Origin of the sequence: Oerskovia sp. Root22 (assembly GCF_001429135.1) — a bacterium.
Lineage (GTDB): Bacteria > Actinomycetota > Actinomycetes > Actinomycetales > Cellulomonadaceae > Oerskovia > Oerskovia enterophila.
Map to the genome: position 1 here is coordinate 414,752 of NZ_LMIL01000011.1, position 19,281 is coordinate 434,032.

The following is a 19,281-nucleotide window of genomic DNA, read 5'->3' on the forward strand; positions in this document are numbered from 1 at the left end:
AGGTCCCGACCCGCCCGCCGTTCGTCGTCCTCGCCTCAGCCGGTCGCAGCGACCTCGGACGCGGGCCGCCAGCGGTGCTCCAGGCGCCCCGCGGAGCCGTGGTGGGGGTTCTCCTCGGCACGGCCGATCGCAGGCCCGCGAGGCCCCGCAGCACGCTGCCCCGGTACCCCGAGCTGGTCGGGGGCCGGGGCAGCGTGCTGTCCGGGAGCGTGGGTCAGACGAGGTCGACGAGGTTCGCGATCGAGTCGACGACCTTGCTGGGACGGAACGGGAACGTGTCGACCTCGTGGATCTTGGTCGAGCCCGTCATGACGAGGTAGGTGTAGAGCCCGGCCTCGATGCCCGCGACGACGTCGGTGTCCATGCGGTCGCCGATCATCGCGGTCGTCTCGGAGTGCGCGTCGATGCGGTTGAGCGCGGACCGGAACATCATGGGGTTGGGCTTGCCCACGAAGTACGGCTCGCGTCCGGTGGCGGCCGTGATCATCGCGGCGACCGCACCGGTCGCGGGCAGCGGTCCCTGCTGCGAGGGACCGGTCGTGTCCGGGTTGGTGCAGATGAAGCGCGAGCCGCCCAGGATCAGGCGGACGGCCTTGGTGATCGCCTCGAACGAGTACGTGCGGGTCTCGCCGAGCACCACGTAGTCGGGGTCGGACTCGGTGAGCGTGTAGCCGGCCTCGTAGAGGGCCGTGGTCAGGCCCGCCTCGCCGATCGCGTAGGCGCTGCCGCCGGGGACCTGGTCGCTCAGGAACTGCGCGGTGGCCAGGGCGGACGTCCAGATCGACTCCTCGGGCACCTCGATGCCCGAGGTCGCGAGGCGCGCACGCAGGTCGCGGGCCGTGAAGATCGAGTTGTTCGTCAGGATGAGGAACGGGCGTTCCTTGTCGCGCAGCGCGCGCACGAACTCGGCCGCTCCGGGGATGGCGTGGCCCTCGTGGACGAGCACGCCGTCCATGTCGGTGAGCCAGCTCTCGATCACGCGCGTCATCAGTGGTCCTCTCCAGGGGTGTGCTCGACGGCGTCCGTCGTCTTCTCGGACCCGGTCGGCGGGGTGGTGGTCGCCTCGGCCGTCGTCAGGGGGGTGTCGCTCGCACCTGCGGTCGGGACGGCGGGTGTGGCAGCGGTCGGGACGGCGGGTGTGGCAGCGGTCGAGGTCGCGTCAGCCGCAGCAGCAGCGGCCGTCCCGACCGCGGCGAGCTGCGCCTTGGCGCTCCTCGCCTCGCGGCGGGCCCGCAGCACCTCGATCACCACGGGGACGACCGAGACGGCGACGATGAGGACGAGGATCGTCTCGATGTGGTCGTTGACGAACTGGACGTTGCCGAGCCAGTAGCCGAGCAGCGTCACACCGACGCCCCACACGAACGCGCCGACCAGGTTGTAGGCGACGAACGTCCGGTAGCGCATGCCGCTCATGCCCGCGGCGACCGGGGCGAACGTCCGCAGGAAGGGGACGAACCGCGCCAGGATGACCGTGCGTCCGCCGAAGCGCTCGAAGTAGTCGTGGGCCTGGTCGATGTACTTGGTCTTGAGGACGCGTGCGTCAGGTGTGAAGAGGCGGGGGCCGATCTTGTTGCCGATCAGGTAGGCGAGCTGGTCCCCGAGGAACGCGGCGGCGAAGATCATGGCGCACACGACCCAGATCGACAGGTTCAGCTCGTCCTGGGCCACCAGGAGGCCCGCGGTGAAGAGCAGCGAGTCACCGGGCAGGAACGGGAAGAGCAGCCCGGTCTCGATGAAGACCACGGCGACGATGCCGAACACCGCGTACACGCCGAAGCGCTCGATGAAGCCGCTGATCATGGTCCGCGCGTCGAGCCAGTCCGGACCGAGCGCGACGACCTGGCCCCCGTCGACGGCAGAGAGCGCCGCGGCGGCGTGGGGCAGCGCTGAGGTCAGGAGCAGGTCGGTGAGCACGCCACCAGCGTAGTGGGCGTCCCGCTACCCGGACCCGGGCCGTGTCGAGCGGCTGTCGAGCACTCGTGAACATCCTGCGGGGATCGGGCCCTGATGGTGCGCCGGGGACAATGGAGCCGTGACGAACTCCCCCGGGCGCCCAGCGCGCGACGACCTGCCCGCAGCGCGCTCCCGGACCGAGGCGCCCACCGGACGGCCGAGCGAGCCCTCGCCCGAGCCGCCGCTCGCCCGCGGCGAGGACCAGGTCGAGGTGGGCGTGGGCCCCTGGCCGGGCGGACGGGAGGCCTGGCCGACCGACGCGCGCTACGACGTCGACCTGCTCGAGCAGGGAGACCGGCGCAACGTCGTGGACGCCTACCGCTACTGGACGGTCGAGGCGATCGTCGCGGACATGGACGCGCGCCGCCCTGCGGACCGGCGCCTGCACGTCGCGATCGAGAACTGGGGCCACGACCTGAACATCGGGTCGGTCGTGCGCACTGCCAACGCGTTCAACGCGGCGGGCGTGCACATCGTGGGTCGGCGGCGCTGGAACCGTCGCGGTGCCATGGTCACCGACCGCTACCAGCACGTGAGCCATCAGCCGCAGGTCGAGGACCTGCTCGCGTGGGCCGCGGCGCAGCACGACGGCGCGGGCATCCCGGTGATCGGGATCGACAACGTCCCGGGCTCGATCCCGATCGAGGGCTTCGCGTTCCCGCCGGAGTGCGTCCTGCTGTTCGGCCAGGAGAGCAGCGGGCTCTCGGCCGAGGCGCGTGCGGCGAGCCGGGAGATCCTGCACATCACGCAGCTCGGGTCGACGCGGTCGATCAACGCGGGGGCCGCGGCGGCGATCGCGATGCACGCGTGGGCCGTGCAGCACGCCTACCGGTAGCAGGCCGTCCCGACCCCCGGGACGTCCCAACCAGTGGTGACGGACGTCCACCAGTGGGACGGGCCACACCGCCGGTAGGGATCCATGGCAAAATCATGGGGATAACAGGGCGCGCGGCAGTGTCGTCGGCACCCACCTCCTTCCGTCATTGGAGTTCTGCAGATGGCTATCGCAACCCCCGAGGTCTACGCCGAGATGATCGACCGCGCGAAGGCAGGCAAGTTCGCCTACCCCGCCGTCAACATCACGTCGTCGCAGACCATCACCGCCGCCATTCAGGGCTTCGCCGAGGCCGAGTCCGACGGCATCATCCAGGTCTCCGTCGGCGGCGCCGAGTACGCGGCGGGCTCGACCATCAAGGACCGCGTCACCGGTTCGCTCGCCCTCGCGGCGTACGCGACCGAGGTCGCCAAGAACTACGACGTCACCATCGCGCTGCACACGGACCACTGCGCCAAGCAGAACCTGGACTCCTGGGTCCGTCCGCTGCTCGCGCTGGAGATCGAGCAGGTCAAGGCCGGCAAGCTCCCCACGTTCCAGTCGCACATGTGGGACGGCTCGTCCGTGCCGCTCGACGAGAACCTGATCATCGCCGAGGAGCTCCTCGAGCTCTCCGTCGCCGCGCGCACCATCCTCGAGATCGAGGTCGGCGTCGTCGGTGGCGAGGAGGACGGCCACACGGCCGAGATCAACGACAAGCTCTACACGACGGTCGAGGACGGTCTCGCGACCGTCAAGGCCCTCGGTGCGGGCGAGAAGGGCCGCTACCTGACGGCCCTCACGTTCGGCAACGTGCACGGCGTCTACAAGCCGGGTGCGGTCAAGCTGCGTCCGTCGATCCTCGCGGACATCCAGAAGGCCGTCGGCGAGGCCATCGGCAAGGAGAACCCGTTCGACCTCGTCTTCCACGGCGGTTCGGGCTCCACGGCCGAGGAGATCACCGAGGCCGTGGACAACGGCGTCATCAAGATGAACATCGACACGGACACGCAGTACGCGTTCACGCGTCCGGTCGTCGACCACATCTTCCGCAACTACGACGGCGTCCTGAAGGTCGACGGCGAGGTGGGCAACAAGAAGGCCTACGACCCGCGCGCCTGGGGCAAGCTCGCCGAGGCCGGCATGGCTCAGCGCATCGTCGAGGCGTCGCAGCAGCTGCGTTCCGCGGGCCAGAAGATCCGCTGAACGGCTCGCTGAGCCGCCCGCGAGGGCGGTGAGCCCGGCGGGAGCGTCCCGCCACCAGGAGTGCCAGCAGGCCCCGGTCCGTCAGGACCGGGGCCTGCTGCGTATCGTGGGGCGGCTCGGGCTGCCCGACGGCGGAGCGTCCGTCGGGCGGCCGGCCTCAGCGGTCGCTGCGCGGGAGGCGACGGCTCCCGTTGAGGTGAGTGACGCCGTCGGGCAGGTCGAAGCCGGGGTCCTCGTCGACGATGTCGAGCATGTCCCCGATGCGCGTGACCTCGAGCAGGAAGCGGACGGTCGGGGGAGCGCGCAGCACCCGGACACGGTGCGGCCCGCGCGTAGCGAGCCGCGCGAGGAACGCCACGCCCGAGGAGTCCATGAAGGTCACGTGGTGCGCGTCGATCTCGACGGGGAGGCCCGTGGCCTCGGCGTCCGCGGTCGCGTCCAGCAGGTCTGGGCCCAGATCGGCGTCGATCTCGCCCGACAGCACGATGCGGGCGCGTGTCGCCCCGACGATGACGTGAACGCTCGCAGGGTCGGACCGCTCCGTCACGACGTTGCTCGACCCGGTCGCGGGGTCGTCAGGCTCGCTACCAACCGTGGTGTTACCGTCGCGCACGTTGCTCCTCCCAGCGTGGACCGGACCCGCACAGGTCTCGGAGATCACCAATCTACGGTTGAATGTCCACTCGGGACAGTAACGCGCTCACGGCAATCTCGGTCGGAGGTGGGAATGGTCGGCTCGTCGAGCCTCGGGCTGGGCTCCTGGGCCCATGGTCCGCGCGCGGCCGGGGCCTCCCTGCCGGCAGGCGGACCGGAGCTCTTCGCGCGCGCCGCGCAACGCTCCGGGGTCGCGTCCTTCCTGCTGGGCAGCCGGTCCCAGGGCATGCCGATGATCTGGGTCAACGACGCCTTCTGCCGGCTCACGGGGTTCACGGCCGACGAGGTCCTGAGCCGCAGCCCGCGCTTCCTCGCCGAGCTCCTCGCAGACCCCGCCGAGGCGGACCTGTTCCGCGCCGCGGTCGAGGAGGGGCGCGACGTCGCGCGCACGGTCCGCAGCGACCGGCACGACGGCGCGTCGTTGTGGACGCAGGTCTCCCTGTCCCCGGTCGACGAGGCCGACGGCGAGGTCGCCCACTGGATCGGCATGATGATCGACGTCTCCGAGCACATCGACCGGTCTGCGGCCCAGCTCGCGTCGCTCGAGCTCGAGCGCCGGGAGCGCGTCAGCCTCGCGATCATCACCGAGACCTCGGACCTGCTCAACGACCTCGACTACCCGCTCGCGCTGCGCGAGATCTGCGACGTCCTCGAGGGGGCGCTCGTCGGGTGGGCAGGTTTCTACATGAACGACGACGGGCTGCGCTACGCCGAGGGCATCGACACGACGACCCCGCCGAGCGGCCGTGGGCAACGTCACGGCCGCTACATCGCGGACGGGGCAGGCGTCGTCGAGGGGGCCATGGGGCTCACGGACGCTCTCGGGGACGCCACGGGTCCCGCGGGCCTCGTGCCCGGCACCGTGATCGACCTGCAGGACACGGTGCAGGACCTGCTCGACGGCCGGATCGACGGCCCGGTCCGCCTGGACCTGACGGCCGACTACCCGCAGTGGTCCGCGTCGAGCTGGCTGAGCCGGGACGTGCGGCAGCGCACCTCGTCGAACGCTGATGCGCCCAGCGCCGTCCTGCTCCACGCGATCGCCGGCCGCCGCCGCGTCCTGGGGCTGCTCGCCACGAGCGGGCTGCCCGCCTCGGTGACGACGGCCCCCAACGCGTCGGGCACCGGGGCGGTCCTGCGCGCGCTCGCCCGGCGGGCAGGTCTCGCGATCGACAACGTGCGCCTGTACGCCCGCGAGCACCGCCTGGCCGAGACGCTCCAGCGGGCCATGCTGCCCGAGCAGGCGGACGTCACGGGGCTCGACGTGTGGACCTACTACGCGCCCAACTCCGAGCACGCGCAGGTCGGCGGCGACTGGTACGACGTCCTGCAGATCTCCCCCGACGTCGTCGGCCTGGTGATCGGGGACGTCGTGGGCCACGACGTCGAGGCCGCGGCCGCGATGGGGCAGCTGCGGTCGGTGGTCCGTTCGTACGCGTACGAGCTCACGACCCCGGGGCCCGTGCTCGAGCGCGTCGACCAGCTCGTCGTGGGGATGCGCATCCCGCGGTCCGCGAGCCTCGTGTACGCGGCGCTCACGCACCGTCCTCCGGCTCGGCCTGACGCGCGTTCGCCCGAGCTCGACCCCGAGGCGTTCGAGGAGAGCACGACGGTCCTGGAGGCCGACGCGACGGACGGCGCAGCCGACGCGGGCGACGACGCGAAGACCTGGGCGATCGAGTACTCGCGGGCGGGGCACCTCCCGCCCCTGCTGCTCCGGGGTGGTGCGGTGACGCAGCTCAACGAGGCGGGCGGCTCGCTCGTCGGGTTCGGTACCGGCACCCGGGCGACGGGGCGCGTCGAGCTCGAACCCGGCGACGTCCTGCTCTTCTACACGGACGGGCTGATCGAGCGGCGCGACCGCGCGCTGCGCGTCGGGCTCGACGCCCTCGTGGAGGCGACCCGGTCGATCACGGCCATCGACTCGGCCGGCATCGGCGAGGAGCTCCTCTCCCGCCTCGCGGACGCCCCCGAGGACGACGTGGCCCTCGTGGTCGTGCGGATCCCGGACCCGGTCTCGGACCCCGTCACCTCGGCCCTGAGCCCGCGGAGCCGTCGCTGGCTCCTCCCGAGCGAGCCCGCGTCGATCGGGCGCGCCCGTCATGCTGTGCTGCGCACGTGCCAGGCCTGGGACCTGGGTGACAGCGCCAACGCCGAGCTCGTGGTCTCCGAGCTCGTCGCCAACGGGGTCCTGCACGGCTGGGGTCACCTCGCGCTGCGGCTGTTCGACACGGGCGACGGCCTGCGCGTCGAGGTCGAGGACTCCAACCCTGCGCCGCCCGTCTCGACCGACGGGCACGCGCACCGGATGGGCGGGTTCGGGATGCAGATCGTCGAGCGCCTCGCGGACTGGGGCTGGCGTCCGGCGGGCTCGGGCAAGCTCGTGTGGGCGCGGCTGCGCCCGCTCGGGGAGCGGCAGGACAGGTCGGCGAGCGCCCGGGACTGAGGGGCGGTCAGGCGGGAGCGCCGCAGACCGAGGGGCGGTCAGGCGGGTCGGTCGACCGGCTCGGTCAGGACGCGCCAGCCCCGGCGGGCGGGTCGCAGCGGTGGTCGACGTCGATCCGGAAGAGGTCGAGCGCGCCGCACACCTCGAGGACGAACAGGTCCCGGTCGTCGCACCCGCGCAGGACCGTCGCACCGCCGCGCTTGCGTCCCGAGTCGGCGAGCGAGATGAGGAACGCTGCGCCCGTGGAGTCCATGAACGTCACCCGGCACATATCGATCACCAGGAGCTGGCGTCGCAGCCCGACGACGCGGGCCGCGATCTCGGGGAACTGGTCCCGTTCGGCGAGATCGAGGTCCCCGGCGATGACGAGAGTGGTCGTCGCGGGGGAGGTCGAGATCTCGATCATGGTCCTGACTCTAGGCGGGTGCGCCGTTCGTTGCACATGCGCTCGTCAGGGGCCTGCGAGAATCGACGGATGTCGACCACACCAGTGCGCCCCAACCTCCTCGACGGACCGGCTCCGGTGCGTCTGCCCGCCGAGCCGGACGTCGTCGCCGGCCTCGCGCGCGGCGACGAGCCGTTCGGGCTCGCGGCCGCCCACCCCTCGTCCTCGCTGCTCTGGGCGCTCCTCGCCGAAGCCACGCTGCGCGACGGGGGAGAGCACGCCCCGGTGACCGCGTACGCGTTCGCGCGCACCGGGTACCACCGGGGCCTCGACGCGCTGAGGCGGGCAGGGTGGCGCGGCCAGGGGCCGATCCCGGCCGACCACGAGCCCAACCAGGGGTTCCTGCGGGCGCTGCTCGCGCTGCACCGCGCCGCCGCGCTCATCGGTGAGACCGACGAGGCCGACCGCTGCGCCCAGTTCCTGGTCGACTCGGGTACCTCGGTCGACGAGGTCGCCGCGCTCGTCGCCTGACGCGCGCAGCACGCAGCACGTCGACGGCGCCGCTCGACGCCCGGCACGCTCGGGGCGCTCGACCCGCGACCCGCACCCGCACCCGAGCCCGGGGCGGGAGCGGCGCCGTCGGACACCTGGAGCGCACCTGGTGGACCAGGGGAGCCGTCCAGGGCAAGGACGGGTAAACTCGTCCCGGCTTCCGGGTGACTGCCGCCCGGACGTGCCTCGGGCCCGCAGAGGACCCGCCGGTGAGACACGACACGCATCGACCCCCGTCGTCAGTGCGTGCCGCCGTTCGCCGGCCGGCCCGTCCTCTGTACGTGCCGGTCGGTGCTGGTCCGTGACCCGGTCCGAGGAACAGGCAGTCTGAAAGTGGGGAATCCATGCCAGGCGTGGTGCTCATCGGTGCCCAGTGGGGCGACGAAGGCAAGGGCAAGGCGACCGACCTCCTCGGTTCGCGGGTCGACTACGTGGTCAAGTTCAACGGCGGCAACAACGCCGGGCACACGGTCGTCATCGGGGACGAGAAGTACGCCCTGCACCTGCTGCCCTCCGGCATCCTGTCGCCGGGCGTGACCCCCGTCATCGCGAACGGCGTGGTCGTCGACATCGAGGTGCTCTTCCAGGAGCTCGACGACCTGATCTCGCGCGGTGTGGACGTCTCGCGCCTCCTGGTGTCCGGGAGCGCGCACGTCATCACCGGGTACCACCGCACCATGGACAAGGTGAGCGAGCGGTTCCTCGGCAAGCGCCGCATCGGGACGACCGGGCGCGGGATCGGGCCGGCGTACGCCGACAAGATCAACCGTGTCGGGATCCGCATGTGGGACCTGTTCGACGAGAAGATCCTGGCCGAGAAGATCGAGGGGTCGCTCGACCAGAAGAACCACCTGCTGGTCAAGGTCTACAACCGCCGCGCCATCACGGTCGACGAGACCGTCGAGGAGCTCCTCGCGTACGCGGAGCGCGTCAAGCCGATGGTCGCGGACACCTCGCTGATCCTCAACCAGGCGCTCGACGCGGGCAAGAACGTCCTCTTCGAGGGCGGGCAGGCCACGATGCTCGACGTCGACCACGGCACCTACCCGTTCGTGACGTCGTCGAACGCGACGGCTGGTGGTGCGGTGACCGGCTCGGGCGTCGGACCCACCAAGATCTCGTCGGTGATCGGCGTCATCAAGGCTTACACGACCCGTGTGGGCGAGGGCCCGTTCCCCACCGAGCTCTTCGACGAGATGGGCGAGTACCTGCTCAAGACGGGTGGCGAGTTCGGCGTGACCACGGGCCGCGCACGCCGCTGCGGCTGGTACGACTCGGTGATCGCGCGCTACTCGAGCCGCATCAACGGGATCACGGACCTGGTCGTGACCAAGCTCGACATCCTCACGGGCATCCCCAAGATCCCCGTGTGCGTCGCCTACGACGTCGACGGTGTCCGGTACGACGAGATGCCCACCGACCAGACGGCGTTCCACCACGCCAAGCCGATCTACACCGAGTTCGACGGCTGGACCGAGGACATCTCCGGCTGCCGGACCTTCGAGGACCTGCCGGCCAACGCCCAGGCGTACGTGCGTTCGCTCGAGGAGCTCTCGGGTGCGCGCGTCTCGGCGATCGGCGTGGGGCCGTCGCGCGACGCGATCATCCCGCTGCACGACCTGCTGCACTGAGACGCCGGTACCGCACCTGTTCCCGACCGGACGGAAGGTTCCAGGTGCGTTGACGAACGTCTGGCGGTAGAAACGGACGTAGCGGATTCTCGATCTCGCATCGAGCGTCCGTTGCGTCCGTTTTTATGTTCTGGTGCTGTGATGTGCGTCGAACATGCCGGAAGATTCCGACAACCTGCGTGAAATGGTCAGGTTTCATCCTCGATTCCGTCAAGGATCGTCGGTATGGTATGGGCGTACCAAGAAAGTCCAGGCAACGGCGCTTCTTGGGGGGACCGCAAGGGATCTTCAGGGTGAGCGTCGGCGTTCTGGCCGTTCGCACCCTGACCGACAGAAACGGGTGTGTGACATGCAGGAATCTCGTAGCCGCAAGATCAAGGTCGGGCTCGCCGGACTCGTCGTCCTCGGCGTGGGCGTCGCCGCGACCAGCGCGCTCTGGAGCGACAACGTCTGGTTCAAGGGCGACGTGACCTCCTCGACGTTCAACCTCGAGGGCTCGCTCGACGGGACGACCTGGGTCGAGTCCGACGACGGGACGAACATCGAGCTGACCATCCCGACGGTCGAGAACCTCTCCCCGGGAACGCCCGTCACCAAGACGGTCTACGTCAAGAACGACACCGACTCGACGAACCCCGCCAACCTTGCGGCCCCGGTCGTCGAGGTCACGAGCGACAGCGCCGAGCTCAAGAGCGCGCTCACCGTCACGGCCGCGTACGCGGACGCCGGTGCAGCGGCGAGCCTCGCGCCCGACGCCCAGGTCGCGATCGACGTGACCTACACGCTCACGATCCCCACCGGTTCGAGCGCCGCCGACAACGCCGCGCTCCAGGGCCAGACGGCCGACTTCACGATCCAGGTCACGGGCACCGAGGTCGTGACTCCCTGACATGACCCGGACCTCACGCACGGCTCGCGCCGTCGTGGGGGTGGCGGCCCTCTGCGCGCTCGGCAGCGCCGGACTCCTCCCGGGGACCGGTGCTGCCGTCGCCGTCGAGGCACCCTCCGAGGCGGCGGCCGGGGAGGTGAGCCCCCAGCCCCTGTCGTTCTCCCTCGACGGCATGTCACCGGGGCAGACCCGCTCGACCGTCGTCGACCTCGTCTCGACCCACGCGTCGGACGGGGTGGTCGTCGACGTCCGCGTCACGTCGACCGGCGAGCTGGGCGACTCGATCAGCACCTCGATCGACGCGTGCACGAGTCCCTGGCAGGGCGACGAGTGCCCGAGCGGCGCCGTCCGGCTCGTCGACGGCTGGCGGGGGCCGCAGTCCGGGCCTGCCGCGCAGGACGTCGTCCTTCCCGCCGGAGCGACCACGTCGCTCCGCGTCCTCGTGACGCTCGACGACGACGCACCCGGTGGCGCCACGGGCACCGTCACGTACGACCTCGCGCTGCAGGGAGACAGCACCGCCGAGGGCGGGGGCACCACCGACCCCTCCGGTCCCGGAGGGCCTGGTGGACCGCTCGCGGCGACGGGCGCCGCCGTGTGGTCGGTCGCGGCGCTCGCAGGTGCCGCGATCGGCGTCGGGGCAGCGCTCCTGCGCCGCAGGAGACATCCTGAACCCGGCGCGACGACCGGGCAGCCGGTCGGGCCGTGAGGCGCAGCGGAGAGACAGGCGCACTCCACGGCTCACGACCTCCGCGCCACCTGCGCGGCAGGTGCTTCGACACGCAGTGCGGCGGTTCGTGCTCGCACGACGACCAGGAGAGGAGTCACCCGTGATCGATCGACCGTCCCCGCGGCCCGGCGTCCGGCGGCTCGCCCCAGGCCGTGCCGCGGCACGGGTGGCCGCCGTGCTGGCGCTCCTGCTCCTGGTCGGAGTCGCCCTGTGGAGCGCAGAGCAGTCGCGTCCGACCTCGGCGGCGTGGGCGGACACGGTCTTCGCCGACGGGAGGGTGACCACGGCGTCGATCTCCGCCGCTGTCGACGTGGTCGCGGGCGACTACCACTCGTGCGCGCTCGTCGAGGGCGGCGAGGTCTGGTGCACGGGGGCCAACGATCGCGGCCAGCTGGGGACGGGCACCACGGCGTCCTCGGACGTCCTCGTGGGACCGGTCGGAGGGCTGCTCTCGGGCAAGGAGGTCACCTTCCTCGACGCCGGCGACAAGCACACGTGCGCGTTCGCCGAGGGCTCGGTGTACTGCTGGGGCGACAACTCGAGCGGGCAGATCGGCGTCGGCGGTGCGGCCTTCTACACCGAGCCGGTGGCGATCCCGCCCGGGAACGCCGTCGGTCCGGTGACCGAGCTCGAGCTCGGAGCAACCGGCTCGTGCGCGGTCGCGGGCGGCAAGGGGTACTGCTGGGGCGACACGCTGGGGCCTGCAGGGACCTCCTCGACCCCGGTCGAGATCTCCGGTGGGGCCATGCCGGCCGGGGCGACCGTGACCGACATCGCGATCGGTGCCGGCCTCGGGTGCCTCCTGGCCGACGGTGCGCCGTACTGCTGGGGCTCGAACGACGTCGGGCAGCTGGGCGACGGCACGACCACCCCCAGCCCGACCCCCGTGGCGGTCGTGACGAACGGCGTGCTCCAGGGAGCGGAGATCCTCGACATCTCGGTCGGCGGGAAGAGCGCTTGCGTGATCGGCCGGAAGACGACGGGCCCGGAGAGCCAGTCGCCGTACTGCTGGGGGGACAACTCCTGGGGGCAGCTCGGCATCGGTTCGACGGGCGGCAGCTCGCCCGTCCCCGTGGCGATCGCCCAAGGCGGAGAGCTCGCCGGGACGCCCGTCGTCTCGCTCGACCTGGGGGACGGGACGACGTGCGCGCTGACGGCGTCCGGCATCGCGTACTGCTGGGGGAACAACTCCGAGGGCCAGACCGGGACGAACGTCACCTGGAACGCCATCGTCAACCGGCCGACCGAGGTCGACCGCGGCAACATGAACACCGTCACCGACGGCGCGCGGTTCCGGACGGTCGACGTCGACGCGACGCACGGCTGCGGGGCCGCGACGGACGGCATGCTCTACTGCTGGGGCCTCAACTCCTCGGGGCAGCTCGGGACGGGCAGCACGGTCCAGTCGTACCGCCCGGTCATGATGAGCCCGACCTGGTCGGGATGGGCCTCGTGAGGTGGCTCAAGCGGATCGGCGACGCGTTCCTGACGGTCGCCGCCGTCGCCGGGGTGCTCGGTCTGCTGCTGTTCCTCGGCATCCAGACGGGACGGCTGCAGACCATGGTCGTCATCTCCGGATCGATGGTGCCGACCTACGAGGTGGGTGACGCGATCGTCGCGCGCCGCGTCCCGGCGTCGAGCCTCGAGGTCGGTGACGTCGTGAGCGTCTTCACCCGTGACGGCGTCCTGGTGACGCACCGTGTCGTCGCGATCGAGGGCGGACCTGGCGACGAGCGGACCCTCACGCTCCGTGGGGACAACAACCCCGTCGACGACCCCGAGCAGTACGTCGTCGACGACGCCCTGGTGCCGCTCGTCCGGATACCGGGGGCCCGCGACGCCATCGAGACCCTGCGTCGGCCCGCGGTCGGCATCCCGGTCGTCGTCGCGGCGTGCGCGCTCGTCGGGTTCGCGCTCATGCCCTCCTCGAAGAAGCGTCAGGAACCCGACGACGAGCCGATGCCGGACGGTCCCGCAGCGGGACCGGTGCCCGACGACGTGGACGCCCCGGGCCCACCGCGCACCGATCGGTAGACTGCGTTCCCGTGAAGATCCTCGTCATCGGTTCGGGTGCCCGCGAGCACGCCATCGTCCACTCCTTCGCCCAGGAGTCCGTCGCCACGGGCGCGGAGGCGCACGAGCTGCACGCCGCCCCGGGGAACCCGGGGATCGGAGAGCTCGCGACGCTCCACGCGGTCAGCGCGGTCGACGGCGAGGCCGTCGCGGCGCTCGCGGTCGAGCTGGGAGCAGACCTGGTCGTGATCGGCCCGGAGGCGCCGCTCGTCGCCGGTGTCGCGGACGCCGTGCGGGCGGCCGGCATCGACTGCTTCGGCCCCAGCGCCGAGGCCGCCGCGCTCGAGGGGTCCAAGGCGTTCGCCAAGGACGTCATGGCCGCAGCGTCGGTCCCCACCGCGCTCGCGCACGTGTGCACCGACATCGACCAGGTCGCCGACGCGCTCGACGCGTTCGGTGCGCCCTACGTGGTCAAGGACGACGGGCTCGCCGCGGGCAAGGGCGTCGTCGTGACCGACGACCGCCAGGAGGCGCTCGAGCACGCGCAGGCGTGCTTTGCGACGCCACGCCCCGGCGCGGGCGACCCCGTGGTCGTGATCGAGGAGTACCTCGACGGGCCCGAGGTCTCGCTCTTCTGCCTGTCGGACGGCACGAGCGTCGTCCCCCTCGCCCCCGCGCAGGACTTCAAGCGCGCGTTCGACGGCGACGCGGGCCCCAACACGGGCGGCATGGGTGCCTACAGCCCGCTGCCCTGGGCGCCCGCTGGCCTGACCGAGGAGGTCGTGACCCGGGTCGCGCAGCCCACGATCGACGAGATGGCCCGCCGCGGCACGCCGTTCGCCGGAGTCCTCTACGTGGGCCTCGCGCTCACGAGCCGCGGCACGCGCGTGGTCGAGTTCAACGCCCGCTTCGGTGACCCGGAGACCCAGGTCGTCCTCTCGCGGCTCGTCACGCCGCTGTCCGCGGTGCTGCGCGCAGCGGCCCGCGGCGAGCTCGCGGACTTCCCGCGGCTGCGCTGGTCGGACGACGCGGCCGTGACCGTGGTCGTCGCCGCGAACGGCTACCCGGCAGCGGTCCGCAGCGGGGACGCCATCACGGGGGTCTCCGAGGCCGAGGCCCTCGAGGGCGTGCACGTCCTGCACGCGGGCACCGCGCTCGACGACGAGGACGTGCTGCGCAGCGCCGGTGGGCGCGTGCTGTCGGTCGTCGCGCGGGGCGAGGACCTCCAGGAGGCCCGCCGCCGTGTCTACGCAGGCGTCGACAAGATCGTCCTGCCCGGTTCGCACCACCGCACCGACATCGCCGAGAAGGCCGCGCGCGAGCAGCGCTGAGCACGTGCTCGACGAGGGCCCGCGAGCTGATGCTCGCGGGCCCTCGCCGTCCCGGCCCGTCCGACGAGGCCAGGTCCAGGGGGGGGCGCCTCGGCCGACGGCCGCGGGCGCACCCGGTCAGGAGGTCGTGCAGGCCTGGCCGTCGAGCGCGAAGCCCGACGGGCCCGCCCCCGTGCCGTTCGCGGTGAAGCCGACCTCGACGCTCGCACCAGGGGCCAGGGCCCCGTTCCACGGCGCGTTGACGACCGTGACGGTCGTGCCCGACTGGCTGAACGTGCCCGACCAGCCGTTCGTGACCTGCTGCCCCGCGGGGAGCGAGAAGGTCAGCGTCCACCCGTTGCGGGGCGTGGACCTCGTGCTGGTGACCTTCACGGTCCCGGTGTATCCCGTGCTCCAGCCGTTCGTGGAGGACGTCACGGCGCACTGGCCCGTGGGGGTCACGGGCCCGGCCGACGTGGTCACGGTCCGTGCGCCCGACGCGGGCGAGACGTTGCCCGCCGCGTCGCGCGCCCGCACCGTGAACGAGTAGGTGGTCGCGGGTGAGAGCCCCGTCAGGGTGGCGCTCGGCGTGCTCGTCGTGGCGACCTTGGTGGCCCCCGAGGCGTCGTTCCGGTAGACGTCGTAGGCGGTCACGGCCCGGTCGTCGGTCGAGGCGCCCCAGGTGAGCGTCACGCCCGACGACGTCACGTCCGTCGCGCTCGGGGTCCCCGGCGCGGTCGGTGCCTGGGTGTCCGGTACGGGCGTGGTGCCGCCGTCGCCGTACAGGTCGCCGAGCGACTGCCCGGTCGTCGAACCGGCCCCGCCGAGGGGCACCTGATGGTCGAGCGAGACGAACTTCCCGCCCTCCTTCCACAGCGAGGGTTCGAGCAGGTCGTACTTGGCCTCGTCCCACGTGGTCCAGTCGTGGTTCAGCAGACCGCCCGTGTCGCCCGAGTTCGGGTTGATGCACCAGAACGTGTGGCTGATCCGGTAGTCGACCATCATGTCGCGCAGCGCGCGCATCCACTTCTCGTTCTTGCCGCCGTCGAGCAGCCCGCCCCACTCGCCCACGAGCAGCGGAGCCGTGCCCTCCTTCCACAGGTACAGCCAGCTCGGGTCCCACACCTCGGCCTCGAGCGAGGCCCGGTCCCAGTCGTCGCCCTCGAACCACGGCTGCGGCGAGACGAGCGGCCCGTAGTCGTGCGGCGAGTAGACGAGCTGGTCCTGGTGCGCACCCAGGTCGACCGGGTGGTCGGCCGCGCCGCGCAGGTTGCCGCCCCACCACGTGTTGTGGAAGTCGTCGAGGCCGCGGTCGGCCCAGGTCTTGCCGGCCTTCGGATAGACCTGGACCCCCTCGACGAGGATCAGCAGGTGCGGGTTGATCGCGAGGATCCGTGCGGCGGCCTGCTCGGCGACGTAGCGCCAGTTGTCAGGGTCGCTGGACCCGTCCCACTTGGCGCGCAGGGCCTCGGACTGCGAGCCGTGCGGCTCGTTCTTGAGGTCGGCCGCGACGATCGTGTCGTCGTCGGCGTACTCCTGGGCGAACCACTCCCAGCCCGCGTAGAAGTCCTCGACCGTGAACCCGCCGTGGGTCCACAGGGGGTAGACGTGGCCCGAGTTGTCGGCCGTGGCGCTGTGGAGGTCGATCATGACCTTGAGCCCGTACTTCTCGCACAGCGAGAGCCAGTGGTCGAAGATCTCCTTGTTGTCCATGCCCACGAGCTCGGGGTTCACGAACGTGTTGACGTTGGGCGACGCGACGGTCTCCCCGTCCCTCCACTCGAGCAGCAGCTCGGTCGAGACCGGGACGCGCACGATGTTGATGCCACGCTCGGCCATCGAGCGCGTGATCGCCTCGAGGTTGCCGGACCACAGACCATGGAACACGCGCTCGCTCGCGTTGAAGCCGAACCAGTTCGCGCCGGTCAGCCAGACCTCGTCGCCCGCGGCGTCGACGATGGTCGAGCCGTCGGTGTGCAGCCAGTCGTCGGCCGGGACGGCAGCGAGGGGCACGTCCGCGGCCGCGGACGGGGTGAGGGACGCCGAGGTGGGCGTCGAGGACGAGGTGAGCGGCGCCGTCGGGCCGGCGAGGGCTGCCGCGGACGGCAGCGCGCCCGCGACCAGGACCGCGCCCGCCGCGATCGCGGCGTACGCGGCCCGGCGCCGGGGTCGGGAGATCGGATCCTGCAGAGCACTCATGGAAAGCTCCTGGAAGAAGGACCGGGCTGCCCGGGGCCGCGAGGTGCGGGCCCGGACAGCCCGGTCGGGTGCTGTCGGTCAGGTCAGGCGACGGTGCAGGCCTGGCCGTTGAGGGTGAAGACGGCCGGCACGCCGTTCGTGCCGCTGTGGCTCGCGTTGAAGCCGACCTCGGCGGACCCGCCCGGGGCGAGGTTCGCGTTCCAGGACAGCCCGGTCACCGTGACGTTCGCTCCGGTCTGCGTGAACTGGCCCGACCACGAGTTGGTGATCGTCTGGCCCGACGGGAACGTGAAGGCCAGGCTCCAGCCGTTGACCGTGCTGGTCGAGGTGTTCGTGACCTTCACGGTGCCCGTGAAGCCCGAGCCCCAGCCGTTCGCCGAGTAGGCGACCGTGCACGAGCCGGGGGGCGGGACGACGACCGTCGTGGTCGTCGCGCTCACCGCGGCCGAGGCCGCCGAGAGGTTGCCCGCGGTGTCCTTGGCCCGGACCGTGTACGAGTACGTGGTGCCCGCCGTCAGACCCGTGTCGGTGAAGGACGTCCCGGTCGGGGTGCCGACCTGGGTTCCGTTGCGCAGGACCACGTAGCCGGCCACGCCGACGTCGTCGGTCGACGCGTTCCAGGAGAGCGGGACGCTGCTCGCCGTGGTCGTCCCCGCGGTCAGACCCGTGGGCGTCGAGGGCGGCAGGTCCGTCTGGCCCGCCGCGGTCGTGACCGACCGGGCGGCAGACGGCGTCGAGACGTTGCCGGCCGCGTCGCGAGCCGTGACCGTGAACGAGTACGTGGTCGACGGGCTCAGGCCCGTCGCCGTGAAGCTCGTCGAGGTCGAGGTGCCGACCTGCACGCCGTTGCGGTAGATCGTGTAGCCCGTCACGCCGACCGCGTCGGTCGAGGCCGTCCACGAGAGCGGGACCGAGGTGGCCGTGGCCGTGCCCGCGGTGAGGCCCGTCGGGGCTGTGGGAGCCGTCACGTCGCCGGGCGTCGTGCCACCGCCCTCGATGACCGGGTAGGCGTTCTCGACGAGCATCTCGAACTGCGCGTCGAACCACTGGCCCGCGAGCGGGGCCCCGCCCAGCGCGCCCGTCAGCTGGTTGGAGAGCTTGGGCGAGACGAACGTCGGGTCGCACATGCGGTCGAACCGCTTGCCCTGGTCGTTCGGGATGTCCGTCGAGGCGCCGTCGGACTCGCCCGGAGGCTTGACCCACACGAACGCGTGCAGGTGGGACTCCGGGTAGCCCGACGGCGTGGCCTGCGGGCGCTCACCGATGCCGGCGCCCGCCGGGTTGCACCACGCGCCGCGGTGGATGCGCTTGTCCACGCGGGACTCGTTGACGTAGGTGTTGTAGTTCGTCGACGTGCTGACCGCGGTCGGTCGGGCGTCGCCGCCCCACCCGTTGCGGGACGTGTCGATGAGCATGCCGATCGAGGCCGGGAAGCCCTCGGCGACCAGGAGGTCGTAGAGGTGCGCGGTCCAGTCGGCCTCGTCGAAGTCGGCGTTCCACTCGTAGAAGCTCGACGACCGGATGGGCGTGCCACCGATCTGGATGTCCTCGAGGAACGGCTCGACCAGCGGCGTCGAGTTCGCGGTGTTGGTCACGAAGCCCGTGACCGACGCGAAGCCCGCGTTCGTCGACCTCACGACGTCGGCGAAGAGCTTGGCGGCGGGGCCCGAGTTGCTCGGCCAGCCCAGCCAGCCCGCGTGCGCGGCGTCGATGTAGGAGTAGACGTTGCCGACCGTGTAGAGCTCGTCGAGCGCGTACTTCACGCCCGCGCGGTAGTACGGGGCGGACTGCTGGCAGTCGGGCGTGCTGATGTTGGTGATGAGGTTGGGGAGCGAGTCGGGCTCGATCGTCGCCGCGATGCGCAGCGAGTCGTACTTGGGGTCGTCGAGGATGTCGACGATCGGGTCGATGTACTCGTTCTTGTAGCGCACGAGCCCGGCGTCCGTGGCGGGCAGCTCGCCGTTCGACGCGAGCGCGTAGCAGTCACGGCCGGGCAGGTCGTAGATGACCAGGTTGAACACGATCGGCACGCCCGCGTCCTTCTGGGCGAGCGCCTCGTCGAGGTGGAAGCGCAGGCCCGGGCCGTCGGCGTTGCCCTCGATCGCGCTGATGCGGTCCATCCAGACGGCCGTGGGCTCGCCCGAGATCGCCTGCATCTTCGCGGCCAGGTCACCGTCGGCACGCGTGGCGGCGGCCTCGACCGAGTCCGACCAGTACGGGTTCACGTACTGCGTCGCCCCGGCGTACGGGTTCGCGACGCGGGCCTCGGCCGCGGCGGCCGGAACCTGTGCGAGCGCGAGCGGAGCGGCGACGAGCGCCGCAGCGGCCATGGCTGTCGCGCCCTTGCGCAGCCGATGGTGGGTTGGTGACACGAGGTCCTCCTGAGGTTCGTCCTGGGGCCGGACGACACCGGCCGGCCCGTGCCGCGGGGTGCGGCGTCGAGCGCAACGTGTCACGGACCGGGTGAGGTCGGCACGTCGTGAAACGTTTAGGTGG

General features: G+C 71.6%; 16 protein-coding genes. 10 read left to right on the forward strand and 6 right to left on the reverse strand.

The window, feature by feature from the left end; genetic code table 11:
* Positions 1-214: 214 nt before the first annotated feature.
* Positions 215-988 carry an HAD-IIA family hydrolase gene (locus ASE15_RS17220; protein WP_056652593.1) on the reverse strand — a complete coding sequence of 258 codons (774 nt, stop codon included), beginning with the start codon at positions 986-988 and terminating at the stop codon, positions 215-217.
* Positions 988-1,917 carry a DedA family protein gene (locus tag ASE15_RS17225; RefSeq protein ID WP_082618544.1) on the reverse strand — a complete coding sequence of 310 codons (930 nt, stop codon included), beginning with the start codon at positions 1,915-1,917 and terminating at the stop codon, positions 988-990. Before ASE15_RS17225 ends, ASE15_RS17220 begins: the two co-directional genes overlap by 1 nt.
* A gap of 154 nt (positions 1,918-2,071) precedes the next feature.
* Between ASE15_RS17225 and ASE15_RS17230 the strand changes: the two genes are divergently transcribed.
* The gene (locus ASE15_RS17230; RefSeq protein ID WP_056653471.1) at positions 2,072-2,791 is read left to right on the forward strand and encodes a TrmH family RNA methyltransferase; all 720 of its coding nucleotides are present in this window, start codon (positions 2,072-2,074) and stop codon (positions 2,789-2,791) included.
* 162 nt (positions 2,792-2,953) lie between these two features.
* Positions 2,954-3,976 carry a class II fructose-bisphosphate aldolase gene (fbaA, locus tag ASE15_RS17235; RefSeq protein WP_056652591.1) on the forward strand — a complete coding sequence of 341 codons (1,023 nt, stop codon included), beginning with the start codon at positions 2,954-2,956 and terminating at the stop codon, positions 3,974-3,976.
* A 157-nt stretch (positions 3,977-4,133) separates the two neighbouring features.
* On the opposite strand, the gene ASE15_RS17240 is transcribed toward fbaA, so the two are convergent.
* The gene (locus ASE15_RS17240; RefSeq protein ID WP_082618545.1) at positions 4,134-4,589 is read right to left on the reverse strand and encodes an STAS domain-containing protein; all 456 of its coding nucleotides are present in this window, start codon (positions 4,587-4,589) and stop codon (positions 4,134-4,136) included.
* A gap of 114 nt (positions 4,590-4,703) precedes the next feature.
* Between ASE15_RS17240 and ASE15_RS17245 the strand changes: the two genes are divergently transcribed.
* Complete coding sequence (locus ASE15_RS17245; RefSeq protein WP_082618546.1) at positions 4,704-7,076, forward strand: SpoIIE family protein phosphatase; 2,373 nt, start codon at positions 4,704-4,706, stop codon at positions 7,074-7,076.
* A gap of 64 nt (positions 7,077-7,140) precedes the next feature.
* Here the strand turns inward: ASE15_RS17245 and ASE15_RS17250 are convergent, their stop codons facing one another.
* Complete coding sequence (locus ASE15_RS17250; RefSeq protein ID WP_056764619.1) at positions 7,141-7,482, reverse strand: STAS domain-containing protein; 342 nt, start codon at positions 7,480-7,482, stop codon at positions 7,141-7,143.
* A gap of 69 nt (positions 7,483-7,551) precedes the next feature.
* On the opposite strand from ASE15_RS17250, the gene ASE15_RS17255 reads away from it, so the two are divergent.
* From ASE15_RS17255 to purD, 7 genes are all read left to right on the forward strand, one after another.
* Positions 7,552-7,992, forward strand: coding sequence for a DUF3151 domain-containing protein (locus ASE15_RS17255; protein WP_056652584.1), 441 nt, complete (start codon positions 7,552-7,554; stop codon positions 7,990-7,992).
* 365 nt (positions 7,993-8,357) lie between these two features.
* Positions 8,358-9,644, forward strand: coding sequence for an adenylosuccinate synthase (locus tag ASE15_RS17260; RefSeq protein ID WP_056652581.1), 1,287 nt, complete (start codon positions 8,358-8,360; stop codon positions 9,642-9,644).
* 349 nt (positions 9,645-9,993) lie between these two features.
* Positions 9,994-10,533: a SipW-dependent-type signal peptide-containing protein gene (locus tag ASE15_RS17265; RefSeq protein WP_056652578.1), complete on the forward strand. Its 540-nt coding sequence runs from the start codon at positions 9,994-9,996 to the stop codon at positions 10,531-10,533.
* Between the two features lies 1 nt (position 10,534).
* Entirely contained in the window at positions 10,535-11,242 is a 708-nt protein-coding gene (locus ASE15_RS21090; RefSeq protein WP_056652575.1) for a hypothetical protein, read from the forward strand.
* Positions 11,243-11,363: 121 nt separating this feature from the next.
* A complete protein-coding gene (locus tag ASE15_RS17275) occupies positions 11,364-12,719 on the forward strand; it encodes a hypothetical protein (RefSeq protein ID WP_056764620.1) in 1,356 nt (451 codons plus the stop codon).
* Positions 12,716-13,297, forward strand: coding sequence for a signal peptidase I (locus ASE15_RS17280; protein ID WP_162259148.1), 582 nt, complete (start codon positions 12,716-12,718; stop codon positions 13,295-13,297). Before ASE15_RS17275 ends, ASE15_RS17280 begins: the two co-directional genes overlap by 4 nt.
* A gap of 11 nt (positions 13,298-13,308) precedes the next feature.
* Positions 13,309-14,607, forward strand: coding sequence for a phosphoribosylamine--glycine ligase (gene purD, locus ASE15_RS17285; protein WP_056764623.1), 1,299 nt, complete (start codon positions 13,309-13,311; stop codon positions 14,605-14,607).
* A 117-nt stretch (positions 14,608-14,724) separates the two neighbouring features.
* On the opposite strand, the gene ASE15_RS17290 is transcribed toward purD, so the two are convergent.
* Both ASE15_RS17290 and ASE15_RS17295 read right to left on the reverse strand, forming a co-directional pair.
* Positions 14,725-16,785: a cellulase family glycosylhydrolase gene (locus ASE15_RS17290; RefSeq protein ID WP_082618548.1), complete on the reverse strand. Its 2,061-nt coding sequence runs from the start codon at positions 16,783-16,785 to the stop codon at positions 14,725-14,727.
* A gap of 83 nt (positions 16,786-16,868) precedes the next feature.
* The gene (locus ASE15_RS17295; RefSeq protein ID WP_369800638.1) at positions 16,869-19,157 is read right to left on the reverse strand and encodes a glycoside hydrolase family 6 protein; all 2,289 of its coding nucleotides are present in this window, start codon (positions 19,155-19,157) and stop codon (positions 16,869-16,871) included.
* Positions 19,158-19,281 lie beyond the last annotated feature (124 nt).